The following is a 15,828-nucleotide window of genomic DNA, read 5'->3' as shown; positions in this document are numbered from 1 at the left end:
TTCAGCCCCGGGGCCTGCGGAGCGGCAGAGGGGCGCCCATCACCGCGTACGGCAGTGGGGCGCTGGGGAAGACCACCTGGCGGGCCAGGTCGCGGTAGCCGAGCGCGCGGTAGAGAGCGCGGGCCGGGCTGTCCTTGTCGATCGCGGAGAGGATCGAGCGGGGCTGCGGGACGGCGTCGGTGATGGTGGTGATCAGGGTGCGGCCGATGCCGTGCTGCTGGTGGTCGGGGTGGACGTGCAACTCGGTGATGACGAAGGAGTCGTCGAGCCAGCCGTCGGAGCCGGTGGCGCGGAGGTAGGGCTCGACGACGGTGGACCACCAGTGGGCGCGGTCGTTGGGCAGCCCGTAGACGAAGCCGACGAGCCGTCCGCCGGGGGTGAGGGCGCCGAGCGCGCGGGCCTCGGGGTGGTCGAGGTGGCGCAGGACGATGTGGCGGCGTACGTCGATCTCGTCCTGGCTGAGCCCGAAGGCGGCGGCCTGGACGTGGAGGGCTTCGTCGACGCGTGCGGCCAGGTCGATGGGGCCGACTGCGATGCCGGGGTCCGCGGGGCCGTGCGCGGTGACTGGTGCCATGCGCGAACCCTACTGGCCGGGGTGGGCGGGCCGGTACGGGCGGGAGGCCGGGAAGCGCCCCCGTACGGGCTGTTCAGAGGCTTTCCGTGCGGGCCTTTCAGAACAGGACGCTCATGAAGGTGCCGGTCTCGCGGAAGCCGACGCGGCGGTAGGCCTTGCGGGCGGCGGTGTTGTAGTCGTTCACGTACAGGCTGACGACGGGGGCGACATCGGCCAGGGCGTAGCGCAGGACGGCGGCCATGCCGGTCTCGGAGAGGCCCTTGCCGCGGTGTTCGGGGGCGACCCAGACGCCCTGGATCTGGCAGGCCTGGGGGGTGGCGGCGCCGATCTCCGCCTTGAAGACGACCTTGCCGTCGTCGATGCGGGCGAAGGAGCGGCCGGCGCCGATGAGTTCGGCGACGCGGGCCTGGTAGAGGAGGCCGCCGTCGCCGGCGAGCGGGGAGATGCCGACCTCTTCGGTGAACATCGCCACGCAGGCCGGCATCAGGACCTCGGTCTCGTCCTTGCGGATGCGGCGGACGAGCGGGTCGGGAGCGATGTCGGCCGACGGGCTCTCGGTGACCATGAGGGGCTGGTTGGCGCGGACTTCGCGGGCGGGGCCCCAGCCGGGTTCGAGCAGCCGCCAGAGCAGCGCGGTGGGTTCGGCGGGGCCGACGATCGAGGAGCAGCGGCGGCCGGCCCGGCGGGCGCGGTCGGCGAAGGCGCGTACGGCTTCGGGCCCGGCGCAGATCGGGACCAGGTTGGCACCGGCGTAACAGAGGGAGCGGAGCCTGCCGTCGGCGTACCAGCCCCACATCTCGCCGCCGAGGCGCCAGGGGTCGAGCCCGGCGACCTGGACGCGGGACGTGACGAAGGCGTTGGCCACGGGCTCGCTCTCCAGGATGGCGAGCGCTGCGCCGAGGTCGCTGGGTTCGAGGACCCGGGTGGTGGTCTGCGTCAACACGAGGGGGCCTCACCATGCGGTCTGCTGATTTCCGCACTGTACCCAACAAGGCCCGAGAGCGCTGCCCGGGTCCGGAAGCGGGCGTCCGGGCAGGCCCTGGAGACGCCGCCGCCCCGCCGGGCGCGAGGCTCGGCGGGGCGGTGATGACCGGGAAAGGCGCAGGTCAGGCGCCGATGGAGACCTGGGGCTCGCCGGAGGCGATGCCGTCCTTCTCCATCTGCTCGGCGATCTTCAGCGCTTCCTCGATGAGGGTCTCGACGATCTTCGACTCGGGCACGGTCTTGATGACCTCGCCCTTGACGAAGATCTGGCCCTTGCCGTTGCCGGAGGCGACACCGAGGTCAGCCTCGCGGGCCTCGCCGGGGCCGTTGACGACACAGCCCATGACCGCGACGCGCAGCGGCACCTCCATGCCCTCCAGACCGGCGCTGACCTGGTCGGCGAGCTTGTAGACGTCGACCTGGGCGCGGCCGCAGGAGGGGCAGGAGACGATCTCCAGGCGGCGCTGCTTCAGGTTGAGCGCCTCCAGGATCTGCAGGCCCACCTTGACCTCCTCGGCCGGCGGGGCCGAGAGGGAGACGCGGATGGTGTCGCCGATGCCCTCGGAGAGCAGCGCGCCGAACGCGACGGCCGACTTGATGGTGCCCTGGAACGCCGGTCCGGCCTCGGTGACGCCGAGGTGGAGCGGGTAGTCGCTCTGGGCGGCGAGCTGGCGGTAGGCGTTGACCATGACGACCGGGTCGTTGTGCTTGACCGAGATCTTGATGTCGCCGAAGCCGTGCTCCTCGAAGAGGGACGCCTCCCACAGGGCGGACTCGACGAGGGCCTCGGGGGTGGCCTTGCCGTACTTCTTCAGGAGCCGCGCGTCCAGGGAGCCGGCGTTGACGCCGATCCGGATCGGGGTGCGGGTCTCGCCCGCCGCCTTGGCGATCTCCTTGACCTTGTCGTCGAACTGCTTGATGTTGCCGGGGTTCACGCGGACCGCCGCGCAGCCCGCGTCGATCGCGGCGAAGACGTACTTCGGCTGGAAGTGGATGTCGGCGATCACCGGGATCTGCGACTTGCGGGCGATCGTGGCGAGGGCGTCGGCGTCGTCCTGGGTCGGGCAGGCCACGCGGACGATCTGGCAGCCGGAAGCCGTCAGCTCGGCGATCTGCTGGAGGGTGGCACCGATGTCCGACGTACGCGTCGTCGTCATCGACTGCACGGAGACGGGTGCGTCGCCGCCGACCGCGACCGTGCCGACCTGGATCTGTCGGCTGACCCGTCGGTCGGCGAGCTTGGTCGGAACGGCCGGCATTCCGAGAGAAATCGCAGTCATGCGCTGTGCATCCCCAAGGTGTGGATCAAGGTCCCGATGTCGGCGGGCTCCAGGCTTCGAGGTTACGGCACCGGAGCCGGGGCGCACGCACCGTACGGACAAGTCAACCAGATGGTGACCGACCGGACACAAGGCGTGTGCCCGGCGGTCACCTCTCCGAGGGCTTGCGGAGGCTCAGCTGATCTTGACCGGGTTCACGATGTCGGCCACCAGGACCAGCAGCGTGAAGCAGATGAAGAGTCCGGCGACCACATAGGCGACCGGCATCAGCTTCGCCACGTCGAACGGGCCCGGGTCCGGGCGCCGGAAGACCTTGGCCAGATTACGCCGCAGCGACTCCCAGAGCGCGCCCGCGATGTGTCCGCCGTCGAGCGGGAGCAGCGGCAGCATGTTGAACAGGAACAGCGACAGGTTGAAGCCGGCGAGCAGGAACAGCATCATCGCGACCTGGTTCTGCGCCGGGATGTCGAGGTTCATCACCTCGCCGCCGATGCGCGCGGCCCCGACCACGCCGACCGGTGAGTCATCCGCGCGCTGGCCGTCGCTGAACGCCGCGTTCCACAGGTCGGGGATCTTGGAGGGCAGCGCGATGATCGCGTCGACGCCGTTCTCGATCATGTCGCCCATGCGCACGACGGAGTCACCGAAGCCGAGCGGCACGATCTCGGTCCGGGCGGCGAAGCCGAGGTAGCCGGCCTTGACGAAATCGTTCGGGATCACCTCGCCGTTGCTGTCCTTCTTGGCGACATCGTTCTCGCGCAGGACGGCGTTGAGCGTGACTTCCTTACCGTCGCGTTCGACGACGATGGTGGCGGGGCCGATGGTCTCGCGGATGCGGTCCGAGAGCGTCGCCCAGTCGTCGACCTTGGTCCCGGCGAAGGCGACGATCTTGTCGCCCTCCTGGAGTCCGGCGGCCTTGGCGGGCGAGACGGGGTCCTTCGGCGCGCACTTGTCGCGGTTCTCGCTCTGCGCGATCACGCACTTCTGGACGCCGCCGACCTCGGTGGTCTGCGTCTGGAAGCCGAAGGTCATCGCGACGCCCATGAAGATGGCGACCGCGAGGATGAGGTTCATGAAGGGCCCGGCGAACATCACGATGACGCGCTTCCACGGCTTGCGCGTGTAGAAGAGCCGCTTCTCGTCGCCGGGCTCCAGCTCCTCGTACGCGGCGGAGCGGGCGTCCTCGATCATGCCGCGCCACGGTGAGGTGGAGCGGGCTTCGAGCCGGCCGTCGGCGCCGGGCGGGAACATCCCGATCATGCGGATGTAGCCGCCGGCCGGGATGGCCTTGATGCCGTACTCCGTGTCGCCCCTCTTCTTCGACCAGAGCGTCGGGCCGAATCCGACCATGTACTGCGGGACCCGGATGCCGAACATCTTGGCCGTGGAGAGGTGGCCCAGCTCGTGCCAGGCGATGGAGAACAGCAGGCCCACGACGAAGACGGCGATCCCCAGGACCGTCAGCAGGATCGAGGTCAGACTCATGCGCGCGCCTCCGCTGTCGCTTTCGCCGAGAGTTCCCGGGCCCGTGCGCGGGCCCAGGTTTCCGCTTCGAGGACGTCCGCGAGGCTGAGCGGGGTTCCCGGGGCGGGGGTGCCGTGTTCGGTCACCACAGCGGTGACCGTATCCATGATTCCGTTGAAGGGCAGCTGTCCGGCGAGGAAGGCGTCGACGCACTCCTCGTTGGCCGCGTTGAAGACGGCGGGTGCCGTGGAGCCGAGCGTACCGACGTGGCGGGCGAGGCCGACCGACGGGAAGGCCTCGGTGTCCAGCGGGAAGAACTCCCACGTGGACGCCTTCGACCAGTCGAAGGCGGGGGCCGCGTCCGGGACGCGCTCGGGCCAGCCGAGGCCGATGGCGATGGGTCCGCCCATGTCGGGCGGGGTGGCCTGGGCGAGGGTGGAGCCGTCGGTGAACTCGACCATGGAGTGCACGTAGGACTGCGGGTGGACCACGACCTCGATGCGGTCGAAGGGGATGTCGTAGAGGAGGTGCGCCTCGATGACCTCAAGACCCTTGTTGACGAGCGTCGCGGAGTTGATCGTGATGACCGGGCCCATGGCCCAGGTGGGGTGGGAGAGGGCCTGCTCGCGGGTGACGTCGGCCAGCTCCTCGCGCGTACGGCCCCGGAAGGGCCCGCCGGAGGCGGTGACGACGAGCTTGCGGACATCGGAGCGCTTGCCGGCCGCCAGGGCCTGGAAGAGCGCGGCGTGCTCGGAGTCGACCGGGATGATCTGGCCGGGGGCGGCGAGCGCCTTCACCAGCGGGCCGCCGACGATCAGCGACTCCTTGTTGGCGAGGGCGAGCGTACGGCCCGCCTTCAGCGCGGCCAGCGTCGGGGCGAGCCCGATGGAGCCGGTGATCCCGTTGAGCACGGTGTGGCAGTCGCTCGCGGCGAGGGTGGCCGCCGCGTCGGGCCCGGCGAGGATCTCGGGGAGCGGCTCCCCGGCCCCGTACCGCTCACGCAGCGCCTCGCGGAGTCCTCCGACCGCGCCGGGGTCGGCGACGGCGACCGTGTTCACCCGCAGCCGGTGGGCCTGCTCGGCGAGGAGGGCGGTCCGGCCGCCGGCGGCGGAGAGCGCGGTGACCCGGAAGCGGTCGGGGTTGCGCAGGACCAGGTCGATGGCCTGGGTGCCGATGGACCCGGTGGAGCCGAGGATCACCAGATCCCGGCGGCCGTCCGCGGTGTCGAAGAGGAGATGCGGATCGGCGAGGGGGGCGGGGCTGTCGCTCATACCCCCCATTGTTGCCGCTCCGGCTGTGTGCGTGGACAGCGCGTCCCGGTGGGGCGGAGATTCGGTGGCTTCGGTACGGAGGGGGCGCGCCCGGTGTGCGGGCGCGCCCCCTTGACGGGTTACGGGTGGCGGCTCAGCGGACCGGCCGGTGCCGGTTCTCCTCGGCGGAGGGCCCGGGGGCGGCGTCCGCGATCCAGGGGCCGTCGCCGCTGGGGTCGATGACGCCCTCCTCCAGCCAGGTGTACGTACCGGAGAGCACGCCGTCCACCACGCGCCGGTCCAGGTCGTCGGTGTTGGACCAGAGCCGCGTGAACAGCTCCTCGACCCGGATGCGGGCCTGCTCGCAGAAGGCATCCGCAAGCTGGTACGCCTCCCGGCCGTGCTCCCCCGCGCCCCGCAGATGCTCGGCGCGGACGCAGGCGGCGCTCATCGCGAAGAGTTCGGCGCCGATGTCGACGATCCGGCCGAGGAAGCCTTGCTTGGTCTCCATCCGGCCCTGCCAGCGGGACATGGCGTAGAAGGTGTACCGGGCGAGCTTGCGAGAGGAGCGCTCGACGTACCGGAGATGCCCGGAGAGGTCGCGGTGCCCGGCGGGGTTGAACTCACCGTACGTACGCGGCAGCTGCCCGGCCCCGGTGACGAGCTGAGGCAGCCAACGAGCATAGAAAGCCGCCGCGTTGGCACCGGCCTTGGCCTTGTCGGCGAGCGGCTTCTCCGGATCGATGATGTCCCCGGCGACCTTGAGGTGGGCGTCGACGGCCTCGCGGGCGATCAGCAGGTGCATGATCTCGGTGGAGCCCTCGAAGATCCGGTTGATGCGCATGTCGCGGAGCATCTGCTCGGCCGGAACGGCCCGCTCTCCGCGGGCGGCCAGCGACTCGGCGGTCTCGAAGCCGCGGCCGCCGCGGATCTGGACGAGTTCGTCGGCGATCAGCCAGCCCATCTCGGAGCCGTACAGCTTGGCGAGGGCGGCTTCGATACGGATGTCGTTGCGGTCCTCGTCGGCCATCTGGGAGGAGAGGTCGACGATCGCCTCCAGGGCGAAGGTGGTGGCCGCGATGAAGGAGATCTTCGCGCCGACCGCCTCGTGCTGGGCGACGGGCCGCCCCCACTGCTCCCGTACGGCGGACCACTCGCGGGCGATCTTCAGGGACCACTTGCCGGCGCCGACGCACATGGCGGGCAGCGACAGACGCCCCGTGTTGAGGGTGGTGAGCGCGATCTTCAGCCCGGCGCCCTCGGGCCCGATGCGGTTGGCGGCGGGGACGCGGACCTGGTGGAAGCGGGTGACGCCGTTCTCGATGCCGCGCAGCCCCATGAAGGCGTTGCGGTGCTCGACGGTGACGCCGGGAGCGTCGGCCTCGACGACGAAGGCGGTGATGCCGCCGGGGTGCCCGTCGGAGGCAGGCACCCGAGCCATGACGACGAGCAGATCGGCGACGACCCCGTTCGTCGTCCAGAGCTTCACACCGTCCAGGAGGTAGTCGTTCCCGTCGGGCACGGCGGTGGTGGCGAGGCGGGCCGGGTCGGAGCCGACGTCGGGTTCGGTCAGCAGGAACGCGGAGATGTCGGTGGTGGCCAGCCGGGGCAGGAAGGCGTCCTTCTGCTCCTGGGTGCCGAAAATCTTGAGCGGCTGCGGTACGCCGATCGACTGATGCGCCGAGAGCAGCGCACCGACCGCGGGGCTCACGGATCCGACCAGGGCGAGCGCCTTGTTGTAGTACACCTGGGTGAGCCCCAGACCGCCGTACTTGGTCTCGATCTTCATGCCCAGGGCGCCGAGCTGCTTGAGCCCGTCGACCACCTCGTCCGGGATCTTGGCCTCGCGCTCGATCCGCGCACTGTCGACGTGCGCCTCGCAGAAGGCCCGCAGCCGCGCCAGGAACTCCTCGCCGCGCCGGATGTCATCGGGCGGCGGCAGGGGGTGCGGATGGATCAGGTCGAGCCGGAAGCGCCCGAGGAACAGCTCCTTGGCGAAGCTGGGCTTACGCCAGTCCTGCTCCCGCGCAGCCTCGGCGACCCGCCGCGCCTCACGCTCGGTGACCTTGGGTGCTCTGGGGACCTGGGGGGTGTTGTGTGGTGCGGACATGTGGGGCCTCACCTCGCCGCGTGCCACCAGGACGGACAGGCACCTGGACGCGCGGACTGCGTAGGAGCTGGCTGCTTACTGGTCCGTATGTAACCCATGTACCCGGAGTTCGGCACCTGCACCAGGCCTGGCGGGCGAGGTGGATTGCGTACTGTGCATGCCACATCCCCCTGGAGGCCGCATGCCCCTGACATCCCTGCTGCTGGGCGCCGCACTGTTCCCCGCGGGCCTCACGCTGGCAACGGACTACCGGGGCGCCGCCGGGACGCTCGCGAACGCCTTTCTCGACCCCAACCAGGGTGACCGCGCAACCCTGCGGCACTACGCCCGGCGGGGGATCGACCACCCCGAACTGCACTTCTTCAACGAGGCCCCACGCCATCCGAGGTTCGTACGGATCGGGGGCGGGTTCGTCTCGGCCGTCGGGTTGGTGTTCCTGACGGGCGGAGTCCTTGCCCTGGTGCGTGGCTGACGACTGCTCCCCCTCAGCCGAGCCGACCGGGCCACAGAAGCATCGGGTCGTAGACCGGGGACTCCGGGGCGTGCTTGATCCGGGCGTCGACCACTTCGTACCCCCATCGCGGGTACGCGCTGCGCGCGGGCTCGTTGTCCACGATGCAGGTGAGGGTGGTCCAGGCCTCGGGGCGCCTGTCGGCCATCGCGTCGTGGAGTCGCCTGCCGATGCCCTGGTTGGTCGCCTTCGGGAGGACCATGAGCTCCCGCAGCCAGAAGACATCGCCGGCCTCTGCGATCGTCGACGATCCGGCGCGCTGCGTCACCGTCGCGCCGGACGAAGGTGAGGCCGGGTCCTGGGGCGTCGCTGAGCGGTCGAGGAGCCGTACGGCGCGCTTGTGCTCACTCAGGTCCGAGCGGCATATGCCTTCCAGGCAGACGAGTTCGGCTTCGTTGTGGCGTGCTGCTCGGCGGTGCGAAGACCCGGCCTATTCGAGGATCCGTGTCGGGAACGAGCGGCGAGAGATCAATGGCAGCCGCCCGTTGGGCCCCGAGATCCTGAGCTGCTTGCCCTGCTGAGCCGAGACCTTGACGGTGGAAGCGGCGCTGACGGGCAGCGTGATGAGTTGCGACAGCTCGTGCCGGGTGAGGCCCGTGACCACCTCGTTGCCACACACAAGAACGGCGAAGACGAGGGATGCCGCTTCGGAGGTAATTCTCCGTTTGTCTTCACCGGAGAACGTGAAGAAGTAGTCTCCCGGACCCTTGCCGTCGTTGTACTTGATGAACAAGTGGCGATCATGGTTCACGACATAGTGGCCGTACTTCACACTCGCGCGATTGAGTGCTGTGAACTTCTCCGAGTCGGCGATCGCGACCAGCGCCGCACCATGCATGAAGTCCTTGTGATCAATCACTGTTCCCCCTTCGAACGGCCGCAGACGAGGGCCGGAGGCGTGGGCGCCCGAGATCGCCCTAGCGTACCGATCAGCTGATCGCTGAGCCTGAGGTTCGAAGATGGTCAAGTGCCGTACTTCCAGATGGAGATGGCCGTGCCGGATACGCGCCAGATGCGTGGCGGATCGCGGGCGGAACGACGGGGCCGACGGACAGCAGGACGGTAGTCAGCCGACGCCTCGGGCGCGCTTCACAGCCGGCCAGGCCGGGCGAGGCCCCGCCCGTACCCACCCGGTGGCTGCTGGTCCCGGCCGGGCGCAAAATGGGAGTGCGCACTTCATCGGCTTCCCCATGTAGAGGTTGATCACATGAAGCTCTTCGCGCGGTCTCCGGAGGAGAAGGCGAAGCACTCGGCCAAGAAGGCGGAGCGCAAGGTGGAGTTTCAGCGCCGGAAGGCGGAGGCCCTCGGCCGTATCCCGCCGGACGAGTTGGCGGCGATCCCCGTCACGCGGGAGCGCTTCTCCATCGAGGTCACGGAGAACATCGCCACAGCAGGCATGGACACGACCAAGGCGCTCAAATACCGGTGGACGGTCACCGACACGGCCACCGGCGTGCCCCAGAGAACGGGCTACGCCTTCACCTACGCCGGAGGGCACCGGGAAGCGACCATGTTCGTCGCGAAACTTCTCAGCGGCAAGAAGAAGATCAAATAGGGCGCTCCATGTCCTCGCCGCTTCCGCGCGCGGCGAGGACATGGAGGAAAACTTGAGGCGGCAGCCCCCGCACAGTGGGCTGCCGCCGGTCCTTGTGCGTGCCCCGCCCGCGCTCGCTGTCCAGGCGGGAGGCGCGGGCGGGGTCGTTGCGGGGTGTTACAGGGCCAGGCCCGTGAGGACCAGGACGCGCTCGTACGTGTAGTCGTCCATCGCGTAGCGGACGCCCTCGCGGCCGACTCCGGACTGCTTGGCGCCGCCGTACGGCATCTGGTCGGCGCGGTACGAGGGGACGTCGCCGATGATCACGCCCCCCACCTCCAGGGCGCGGTGCGCGCGGAAGGCCGTCTGGAGGTCATGGGTGAAGACGCCTGCCTGGAGGCCGTACTTGGAGGAGTTGACGGCGGCGAACGCCTCCGCCTCGCCGTTCACCTTCTGGAGGGACATGACCGGGCCGAAGACCTCTTCGCAGGCGAGCTGCACGTCGTCCGGGAGGCCCGCCAGGACCGTCGGGGCGTAGGTGGCGCCGTCGCGCTTGCCGCCGGTGAGGAGTTCGGCGCCGCCCTGGACCGCCTCGTCGACCCAGGACTCCACGCGCTTGGCCGCGTCCTCGCTGACCAGGGGGCCGACGTCCGTCGTCGCGTCGGCCGGGTCGCCGGTGGCCAGGGCCTCGACGGCGGCGACGATCTTGGGGACCAGCCGGTCGTAGACCGAGGCGTCGGCGATGACCCGCTGCACCGAGATGCAGGACTGGCCGCCCTGGTAGTTGGAGAACGTGGCGATCCGGGTCGCCGCCCAGTCCAGGTCCTCGTCGGAGGCGTAGTCGGACAGGACGACCGCCGCGCCGTTGCCGCCCAGCTCCAGGGTGCAGTGCTTGCGCGGCACCGACTCCATGATCGCGTAGCCGACCGGGCCCGAGCCGGTGAAGGAGATGACCGGCAGCCGCTCGTCCTGGACCAGGGCGGGCATCTTGTCGTTCGGGACCGTCAGGACGGACCAGGAGCCCGCCGGGAGGTCGGTCTCGGCCAGCAGCTCGCCGAGGATGAGCGAGGAGATCGGGGTCGCCGGGGCCGGCTTCAGGATGATCGGGGCGCCCACGGCGATGGCCGGGGCCACCTTGTGCGCGCTGAGGTTGAGGGGGAAGTTGAAAGGCGCGATGCCCAGGACCGCTCCGCGCGGGAAGCGGCGGGTCAGGCCGAGGCGGCCCGTTCCGCCGAGGTCGGTGTCCAGGCGCTGCGCCTCGCCGCCGTTGAAGCGGCGGGCCTCCTCGGCCGCGAACCGGAACACCGAGACCGCCCGGCCGACCTCGCCGCGCGCCCACTTGATCGGCTTGCCGTTCTCCGCCGAGATCAGCTGCGCGATCTCCTCGGTGCGCTCCCCCAGCCGCCGTACGACGTGGTCGAGCGCGGCCGCCCGTACGTGCGCCGGGGTCGCCGCGAACTCGTCGCGTACCGCGTGGGCGGCGGCGACGGCCTCCTCCACCTGGGCGTCGGTCGGGACGCTGACGGTGCCGACGAGGCGTCCGTCGTACGGGTTGGTGACGTCGAAGCTGTCGGCACCGGTGGCCTGGCGGCCGGCCACCCAGAAGGCGTGGGGCGAAGTCATGGAGGTTCCGGCCCTTCGGAGGTCGTGAGGAGGTCTTTGACCAGGAGGTCGTGTCGTAGGTCGTGGGTGCCCCTGAGGCTCCCCAACCGACTTCCACGGTAGGGCGAGGCTGCCGCGATCGCGTTTAGCCGGGGTGGAGTGGGATCGGCCTCCGCTGCTACGGATTGGCGAAGGAGGCCGCGGAAGCCAAGGAGGCCGAGGTAGCCAAGGAGGCCGCGGCCTACTCCTCCGGCGGGGTCGCCGCCTCCGTCGCCTTCAGCGCCAGCCACAGCTCCATCCGCACGTCCGGGTCGTCCAGCGAGCGGCCCAGGATCTCCTCCACCCGGCGCATCCGGTAGCGCAGGGTGTGCCGGTGTACGCCGAGGTCGGCGGCGGCCGCGTCCCACTGGCCGTGGCGGGAGAGCCAGGCGCGCAGGGAGGCCACGAGGTCGCCGCGGCCCTTGGCGTCGTGCTCGTACAGGGCGCGGAGCATGCCGTCGGCGAAGGCCCGTACGGCGTCGTCCGCGAGCAGCGGCAGCACCGAGCCGGCCGCCAGCTCCTCGTGCTCGACCAGGGCCCTGCCCCGGCGGCGGGCGACCGAGAGGGCCTGTTCGGCCTGCTTGTACGCGGCGGAGACGGCGATCGGGCCGCACGGGGCGGAGAGGCCCACGATCACGTCGCCGTCCTCGGCGGCTCCCTCGCGCGGCGCGCGGTCGTCCTGGGCCTCCGCGTAGGCCGCGCAGGCGGCGACCGCCGTGCCGCCGTCGGCCGCCAGGACCACCACGCGCTCGCCCTCGGGGACCATGAGCAGCGCCTCGCCGGAGCGGGCGGCGGCGGCCTCCATGGTCTCGGTGAGCAGTTCGTACGCGGCGGGCGCGGCCGTCTCCGCGATGATCAGCCGGAAAGGCGCGTCGAGCAGTTCGCCGTACAGGTCTCCGGCGACCGCGCGGGCGTGGTCGGGCTGGCCGGCCAGCAGCATGCGCAGGACGGCGGCGCCCAGGCGCTGTTCGGCGCCCTGGAGCGCGCCGGAGCGGGCGGTGGTGAGGGTGAGGAGGGCGACGGCGGAGTGGACCGCGTACCGCTCGGCGGTCCCGAGCGCCGCTCCCGTGCCGACGGCCAGCGCCCCGCGCGCCCGGCGGCCGGTGCCGAGCGACTGGAGTTCGACCCGGTCCTCGCTGTCGCCGACGACGACGCTGGCGGGCGCGGGTCTGTCCCGGAGGCGTTCGACGTCCGGCGTGAGGCGGGCGGCCCGGCGTGCGGCCCAGTCCGGGGCGGCGGCGAGCACCGCGCCGGAGGTGTCGTACAGCGCGGCCCACCCGTCGATGTGGGCGGCGAGGCGGGCGAGGAGGTCGGCGGGGCCGTCCCCGGCGAGCGCGGCCTTCGTCAGCTCGCGCTGGGCCTCGAAGCCGGCGGTGACCGCGCGGTACTGGTCGGCGGCGATGGCGCCGGATACGGCCTTGCTGATGGCGAGGAACGGCGTACGGCGCGGCACTTCGAGGAGGGGCAGGCCCGCTTCCTCGGCGGCGTCGAGGAGGGCGGTGGGGATGTCGTCGTAGTTGACCCCGACCGCGAAGCCGACGCCCGCGACGCCCGCTCCGGCCAGCCGCCGTACGTACCGGCGCATGGACTCCGCGTTCTCGGCGTCCAGGTTGGTGGCGGTCACCAGGAGCAGTTCGCCGCCGTCCATGTACGGGACGGGGTCGGCGAGCTCGCTGGCGTGGGCCCAGCGCACCGGGGTGTCGAGCCGGTCCGCGCCCGCCCGCACCGTGAGCTTGAGCGCCGAGTGCTGGACGAGCGAGGCGAGCGTGGGGGGCATGGGAGCGGGAACCCTCGGTGTCGGAGACGCGTGGCCGGCGAGGGGCTTCCCTGCCGGATCGGTGGTGGCTATCGGCGGTGGCTATTACGCCGTCCCGTATGAACGGCTGTCACCGATTCTGCCAGGGCGGCAGAGTTCCTGTAACCGCTCTCAGCCCTCAGGGGCCTTTCTCAGCCGCCCAGCTCCACCAGCAGCGGCGGTGCGTGCTCACCGTCGACCGTGGTCAGCCGGATCACCGCGTGGCCGGCCGGGACCGCGTACGCCAGCTCCGAGGCCGACCAGCGCTCCTTCTCCACCTGCCGTACGGTCACCGCGTCCGTCGTCACCGCCTTGCCGGTCACCAGCTTGCGCAGCGCGTGCAGGGCGCGGGTGAACGGCTGGTCGGCGAAGACGGTGTGCTGGGCGACCTCGCGGGTCTCCACCCACTCCTTGCCCCAGGCCTCGGCGAACCGCTTGCCGTCCCACGTGGTGATCCCGGAGAGGGCGGCCGTGCAGCCGACCGCGCCGAGGAGCGGGGTGTGCAGGGGTTCGGGGACGTCGTCGACGGTACGGAGGGTGAGGACGGCCCCCGCGTTGACGGAGCGCAGCCGGCGGATGCCGCGTACGGTCTCGGCGGTCACCGCGTGGGTCGCGTCGTCCAGGACCAGGCCGACGAAGAGCGTGGTGTCGGTGCGGGCGGCGGTGATCGCGGTGAACTGGGCGAGGAGAAGCCGGGTGAGGAGGCGGGAGGCCTCCGCGTGGCCGCGCTCCGGCAGGTCGACGCGGACCCGCAGCGGGTACTGGCCGAGCGAGCGCAGCGCGAACGGGCGGGCGTCGGGGCCGGTGGCGAAGAACCCGGCGAACGCGGGCCGGTCCAGCAGCGCGACCCGGTCGGCGAGGGCCGGTGCGGGGTCGCCGGGGCCGCCCGCCTGACGGGTCCGGGCCTCCAGCTCGCGGAGCATCGCGTGGTGACCGGCGGCTTCCAGCGTGGTACGCAGGGCGGTGAGCGCGGCCGGGGTCCCGTCGAGGAGTTCGCGCAGCTCCGGTACGGAGGGGAAGTGGCCGTGGGCCGTCCGGTACGGGCCGAGCAGCTGGGCCAGGACGGTGGCCGCGCGGCGGCTGTCCAGGCTGCCGACATCGCCGACGAGCCCCTCGGCGAGGACGGCGGCGGCCTCGTCGGGGTCGCTGGTCCCGCCGTAGAGGTCGAGGTCGTGGGCGGAGGCGGGGTTGCCGACGCGTACCACGACGTCGAAGGCCTCGTCCGGGCCGAGCGGTGCACCGGCGCCGCCGACGGCGAGGACGGCCGCCTGTCCGGCGAGGGCCCGCAGGCCGAGGGCCTCCACGACGGGGCGCACGAGGCGGGCGGACTTGCCGGAGCCGGGCGGGCCGACGGCCAGCAGCGAGGTGCCGAGCAGGGTGGGGTCCAGGGCGAGGCCGGTGGACCGGCGGGCGTAGGGGTTGTGCGGGTCCTCGGCGCAGCGGCCGATGCGGACCTGGCCGGTGAGCACGTCGTGGCGGGCGGTGCGGCGGGGCAGGTCGCGGTCGCCGGAGGGGTGCAGGGCGGCGGCTCCTCCGGTGCGCAGGACGGCCTCGGCGAGAGGCGCGAGGCGGTCGGGGCTGCGGGTGGCCTGCGTCCAGGCGTGGCGGAGGCGGGCCACGTCCACGTCGTTCATGCGGCCGGTGCGGACCTCTGCGGTGAGGGTCTCCGCCGCGTCGGTCCAGCCGGCCGCGCGCAGCTCGGGCCACTGGTCGGCGGAGGTCGCGGTGGCGGGGGCCGGGGCGGTGTCGGCCGGGGTGGGGGTGTCTTTGCGGGCGGCGAGAAGTTCGCGCCAGCGGCCGAGGCGGGCGAAGGGGTACAGGACGGCGGCGGCGATCAGCGCGTAGATGACGTTGACGACGGTCTGGCTCTGGTAGATCTCGCCGCCCGCGACGGCGGCGACCAGCACCAGGACCGGGCGGACGACCGGCAGGGTCTCCTTCCAGACCAGCAGCTGGGTGAGGCCCGCCGCCACGGCCGCCGCGAGGGCGAGGAAGGGCTGCCCGCGCTTGACGACATGGCGGCGGAAGAGCTCGGAGAAGTTGCCGATCCGGCCGCACCCGTAGGCGAGGAGCCCGAAGAGCAGTGCCTCGTACACGGTGAGCGCGTCGGAGCCCTCGATGGTGCGGGGGCCGCCGGAGGTGCCCGGGTTCCACCACTCGCCGGGGGTGAAGAGCTTGAGGGGGACGAGGCGGTACGGGAGGTAGCCGTTGCGCCAGAGCGACCAGAGGAGGAGGGCGGAGAGGAGGGCGATGACGGCGCCCACGAGGAGGGAGCGGTCGGAGACCTCCTCGCCCTGCTCGGCCGGGCGCGGTGTGAACCCGAACCGCCAGACGCCGGGGGCCTGGGGTGGGCGGGGCGTACGCAGCCAGGCGTCGAGGGCCGGGGCGCCGGCGGCGGGCTGGTCGACGGGGGGCGGTGGGGTGGTCGGGCGGCCGGGGGGCGGTCCGGGCGGGGGAGGCGGAGAGGTCCACGCGGAGGGTGGGCCGGTCGGCGGCCGGCCGGCCGAGGGCTGGTCGGCCGAGGGCTGGCCGGCCGAGGGCTGGCCCGTCCCCGGTGCCGGAAGCCTCCCAGGCTGCCCGGCCGGAGGCTGCCCGGACTGCGGGGCCGGAGGCCAGCCGGACTGCGGGGCCGGAGGCTGCCCGGGCGCCGACGCCCAAGGCTCTGCGGAAGGCCGCCCGGGCCGC

13 protein-coding genes are annotated in these 15,828 nt (G+C 71.9%); 2 read left to right on the top strand and 11 right to left on the bottom strand.

The window, feature by feature from the left end; translation table 11 throughout:
- Position 1: 1 nt before the first annotated feature.
- From ACQP09_RS27495 to ACQP09_RS27470, 6 genes are all read right to left on the bottom strand, one after another.
- A complete protein-coding gene (locus ACQP09_RS27495; protein ID WP_433404284.1) occupies positions 2-574 on the bottom strand; it encodes a GNAT family N-acetyltransferase in 573 nt (190 codons plus the stop codon).
- A gap of 97 nt (positions 575-671) precedes the next feature.
- Entirely contained in the window at positions 672-1,514 is an 843-nt protein-coding gene (locus tag ACQP09_RS27490) for a GNAT family N-acetyltransferase (protein ID WP_432151107.1), read from the bottom strand.
- A 166-nt stretch (positions 1,515-1,680) separates the two neighbouring features.
- A complete protein-coding gene (gene ispG, locus ACQP09_RS27485; RefSeq protein WP_433404281.1) occupies positions 1,681-2,838 on the bottom strand; it encodes a flavodoxin-dependent (E)-4-hydroxy-3-methylbut-2-enyl-diphosphate synthase in 1,158 nt (385 codons plus the stop codon).
- Positions 2,839-3,012: 174 nt separating this feature from the next.
- On the bottom strand, positions 3,013-4,323 hold the full coding sequence (locus tag ACQP09_RS27480) for a M50 family metallopeptidase (protein ID WP_433404278.1): 1,311 nt from the start codon (positions 4,321-4,323) through the stop codon (positions 3,013-3,015).
- Positions 4,320-5,573 carry a 1-deoxy-D-xylulose-5-phosphate reductoisomerase gene (gene dxr / locus ACQP09_RS27475; RefSeq protein WP_432151027.1) on the bottom strand — a complete coding sequence of 418 codons (1,254 nt, stop codon included), beginning with the start codon at positions 5,571-5,573 and terminating at the stop codon, positions 4,320-4,322. The genes ACQP09_RS27480 and dxr overlap by 4 nt, the downstream gene beginning before the upstream one ends.
- Before the next feature lie 133 nt (positions 5,574-5,706).
- The gene (locus ACQP09_RS27470) at positions 5,707-7,662 is read right to left on the bottom strand and encodes an acyl-CoA dehydrogenase family protein (protein ID WP_433404274.1); all 1,956 of its coding nucleotides are present in this window, start codon (positions 7,660-7,662) and stop codon (positions 5,707-5,709) included.
- Between the two features lie 181 nt (positions 7,663-7,843).
- Between ACQP09_RS27470 and ACQP09_RS27465 the strand changes: the two genes are divergently transcribed.
- On the top strand, positions 7,844-8,134 hold the full coding sequence (locus tag ACQP09_RS27465) for a hypothetical protein (protein WP_433404271.1): 291 nt from the start codon (positions 7,844-7,846) through the stop codon (positions 8,132-8,134).
- Between the two features lie 13 nt (positions 8,135-8,147).
- Here the strand turns inward: ACQP09_RS27465 and ACQP09_RS27460 are convergent, their stop codons facing one another.
- On the bottom strand, positions 8,148-8,441 hold the full coding sequence (locus ACQP09_RS27460; protein WP_433404268.1) for a GNAT family N-acetyltransferase: 294 nt from the start codon (positions 8,439-8,441) through the stop codon (positions 8,148-8,150).
- A 162-nt stretch (positions 8,442-8,603) separates the two neighbouring features.
- Positions 8,604-9,032, bottom strand: coding sequence for a hypothetical protein (locus tag ACQP09_RS27455; protein ID WP_433404265.1), 429 nt, complete (start codon positions 9,030-9,032; stop codon positions 8,604-8,606).
- Positions 9,033-9,380: 348 nt separating this feature from the next.
- Here ACQP09_RS27455 and ACQP09_RS27450 point away from each other — a divergent pair, with 348 nt between their 5' ends.
- On the top strand, positions 9,381-9,728 hold the full coding sequence (locus tag ACQP09_RS27450; protein WP_433404262.1) for a hypothetical protein: 348 nt from the start codon (positions 9,381-9,383) through the stop codon (positions 9,726-9,728).
- A 156-nt stretch (positions 9,729-9,884) separates the two neighbouring features.
- Here the strand turns inward: ACQP09_RS27450 and ACQP09_RS27445 are convergent, their stop codons facing one another.
- From ACQP09_RS27445 to ACQP09_RS27435, 3 genes are all read right to left on the bottom strand, one after another.
- Complete coding sequence (locus tag ACQP09_RS27445) at positions 9,885-11,330, bottom strand: aldehyde dehydrogenase family protein (RefSeq protein WP_433404259.1); 1,446 nt, start codon at positions 11,328-11,330, stop codon at positions 9,885-9,887.
- 220 nt (positions 11,331-11,550) lie between these two features.
- Positions 11,551-13,125, bottom strand: coding sequence for a PucR family transcriptional regulator (locus ACQP09_RS27440; protein ID WP_433404256.1), 1,575 nt, complete (start codon positions 13,123-13,125; stop codon positions 11,551-11,553).
- A 170-nt stretch (positions 13,126-13,295) separates the two neighbouring features.
- Positions 13,296-15,407: an ATP/GTP-binding protein gene (locus ACQP09_RS27435; RefSeq protein WP_433406782.1), complete on the bottom strand. Its 2,112-nt coding sequence runs from the start codon at positions 15,405-15,407 to the stop codon at positions 13,296-13,298.
- Positions 15,408-15,828 lie beyond the last annotated feature (421 nt).

This window comes from Streptomyces sp. CA-146814, from assembly GCF_050942385.1.
Taxonomy (GTDB): domain Bacteria; phylum Actinomycetota; class Actinomycetes; order Streptomycetales; family Streptomycetaceae; genus Streptomyces.
The sequence above is the reverse complement of the archived record's forward strand: the minus strand, read 5'-3'. Positions and strand labels throughout refer to the sequence as shown.

Excerpts from the sequence above, each read along its gene's own strand:
- ACQP09_RS27495 (WP_433404284.1), bottom strand. The coding sequence starts at position 574 with ATGGCACCAGTCACCGCGCACGGCCCCGCGGACCCCGGCATCGCAGTC.
- ispG (WP_433404281.1), bottom strand. The coding sequence starts at position 2,838 with ATGACTGCGATTTCTCTCGGAATGCCGGCCGTTCCGACCAAGCTCGCC.
- ACQP09_RS27480 (WP_433404278.1), bottom strand. The coding sequence starts at position 4,323 with ATGAGTCTGACCTCGATCCTGCTGACGGTCCTGGGGATCGCCGTCTTC.
- dxr (WP_432151027.1), bottom strand. The coding sequence starts at position 5,573 with ATGAGCGACAGCCCCGCCCCCCTCGCCGATCCGCATCTCCTCTTCGAC.
- ACQP09_RS27470 (WP_433404274.1), bottom strand. The coding sequence starts at position 7,662 with ATGTCCGCACCACACAACACCCCCCAGGTCCCCAGAGCACCCAAGGTC.
- ACQP09_RS27465 (WP_433404271.1), top strand. The coding sequence starts at position 7,844 with ATGCCCCTGACATCCCTGCTGCTGGGCGCCGCACTGTTCCCCGCGGGC.
- ACQP09_RS27450 (WP_433404262.1), top strand. The coding sequence starts at position 9,381 with ATGAAGCTCTTCGCGCGGTCTCCGGAGGAGAAGGCGAAGCACTCGGCC.
- ACQP09_RS27445 (WP_433404259.1), bottom strand. The coding sequence starts at position 11,330 with ATGACTTCGCCCCACGCCTTCTGGGTGGCCGGCCGCCAGGCCACCGGT.
- ACQP09_RS27440 (WP_433404256.1), bottom strand. The coding sequence starts at position 13,125 with ATGCCCCCCACGCTCGCCTCGCTCGTCCAGCACTCGGCGCTCAAGCTC.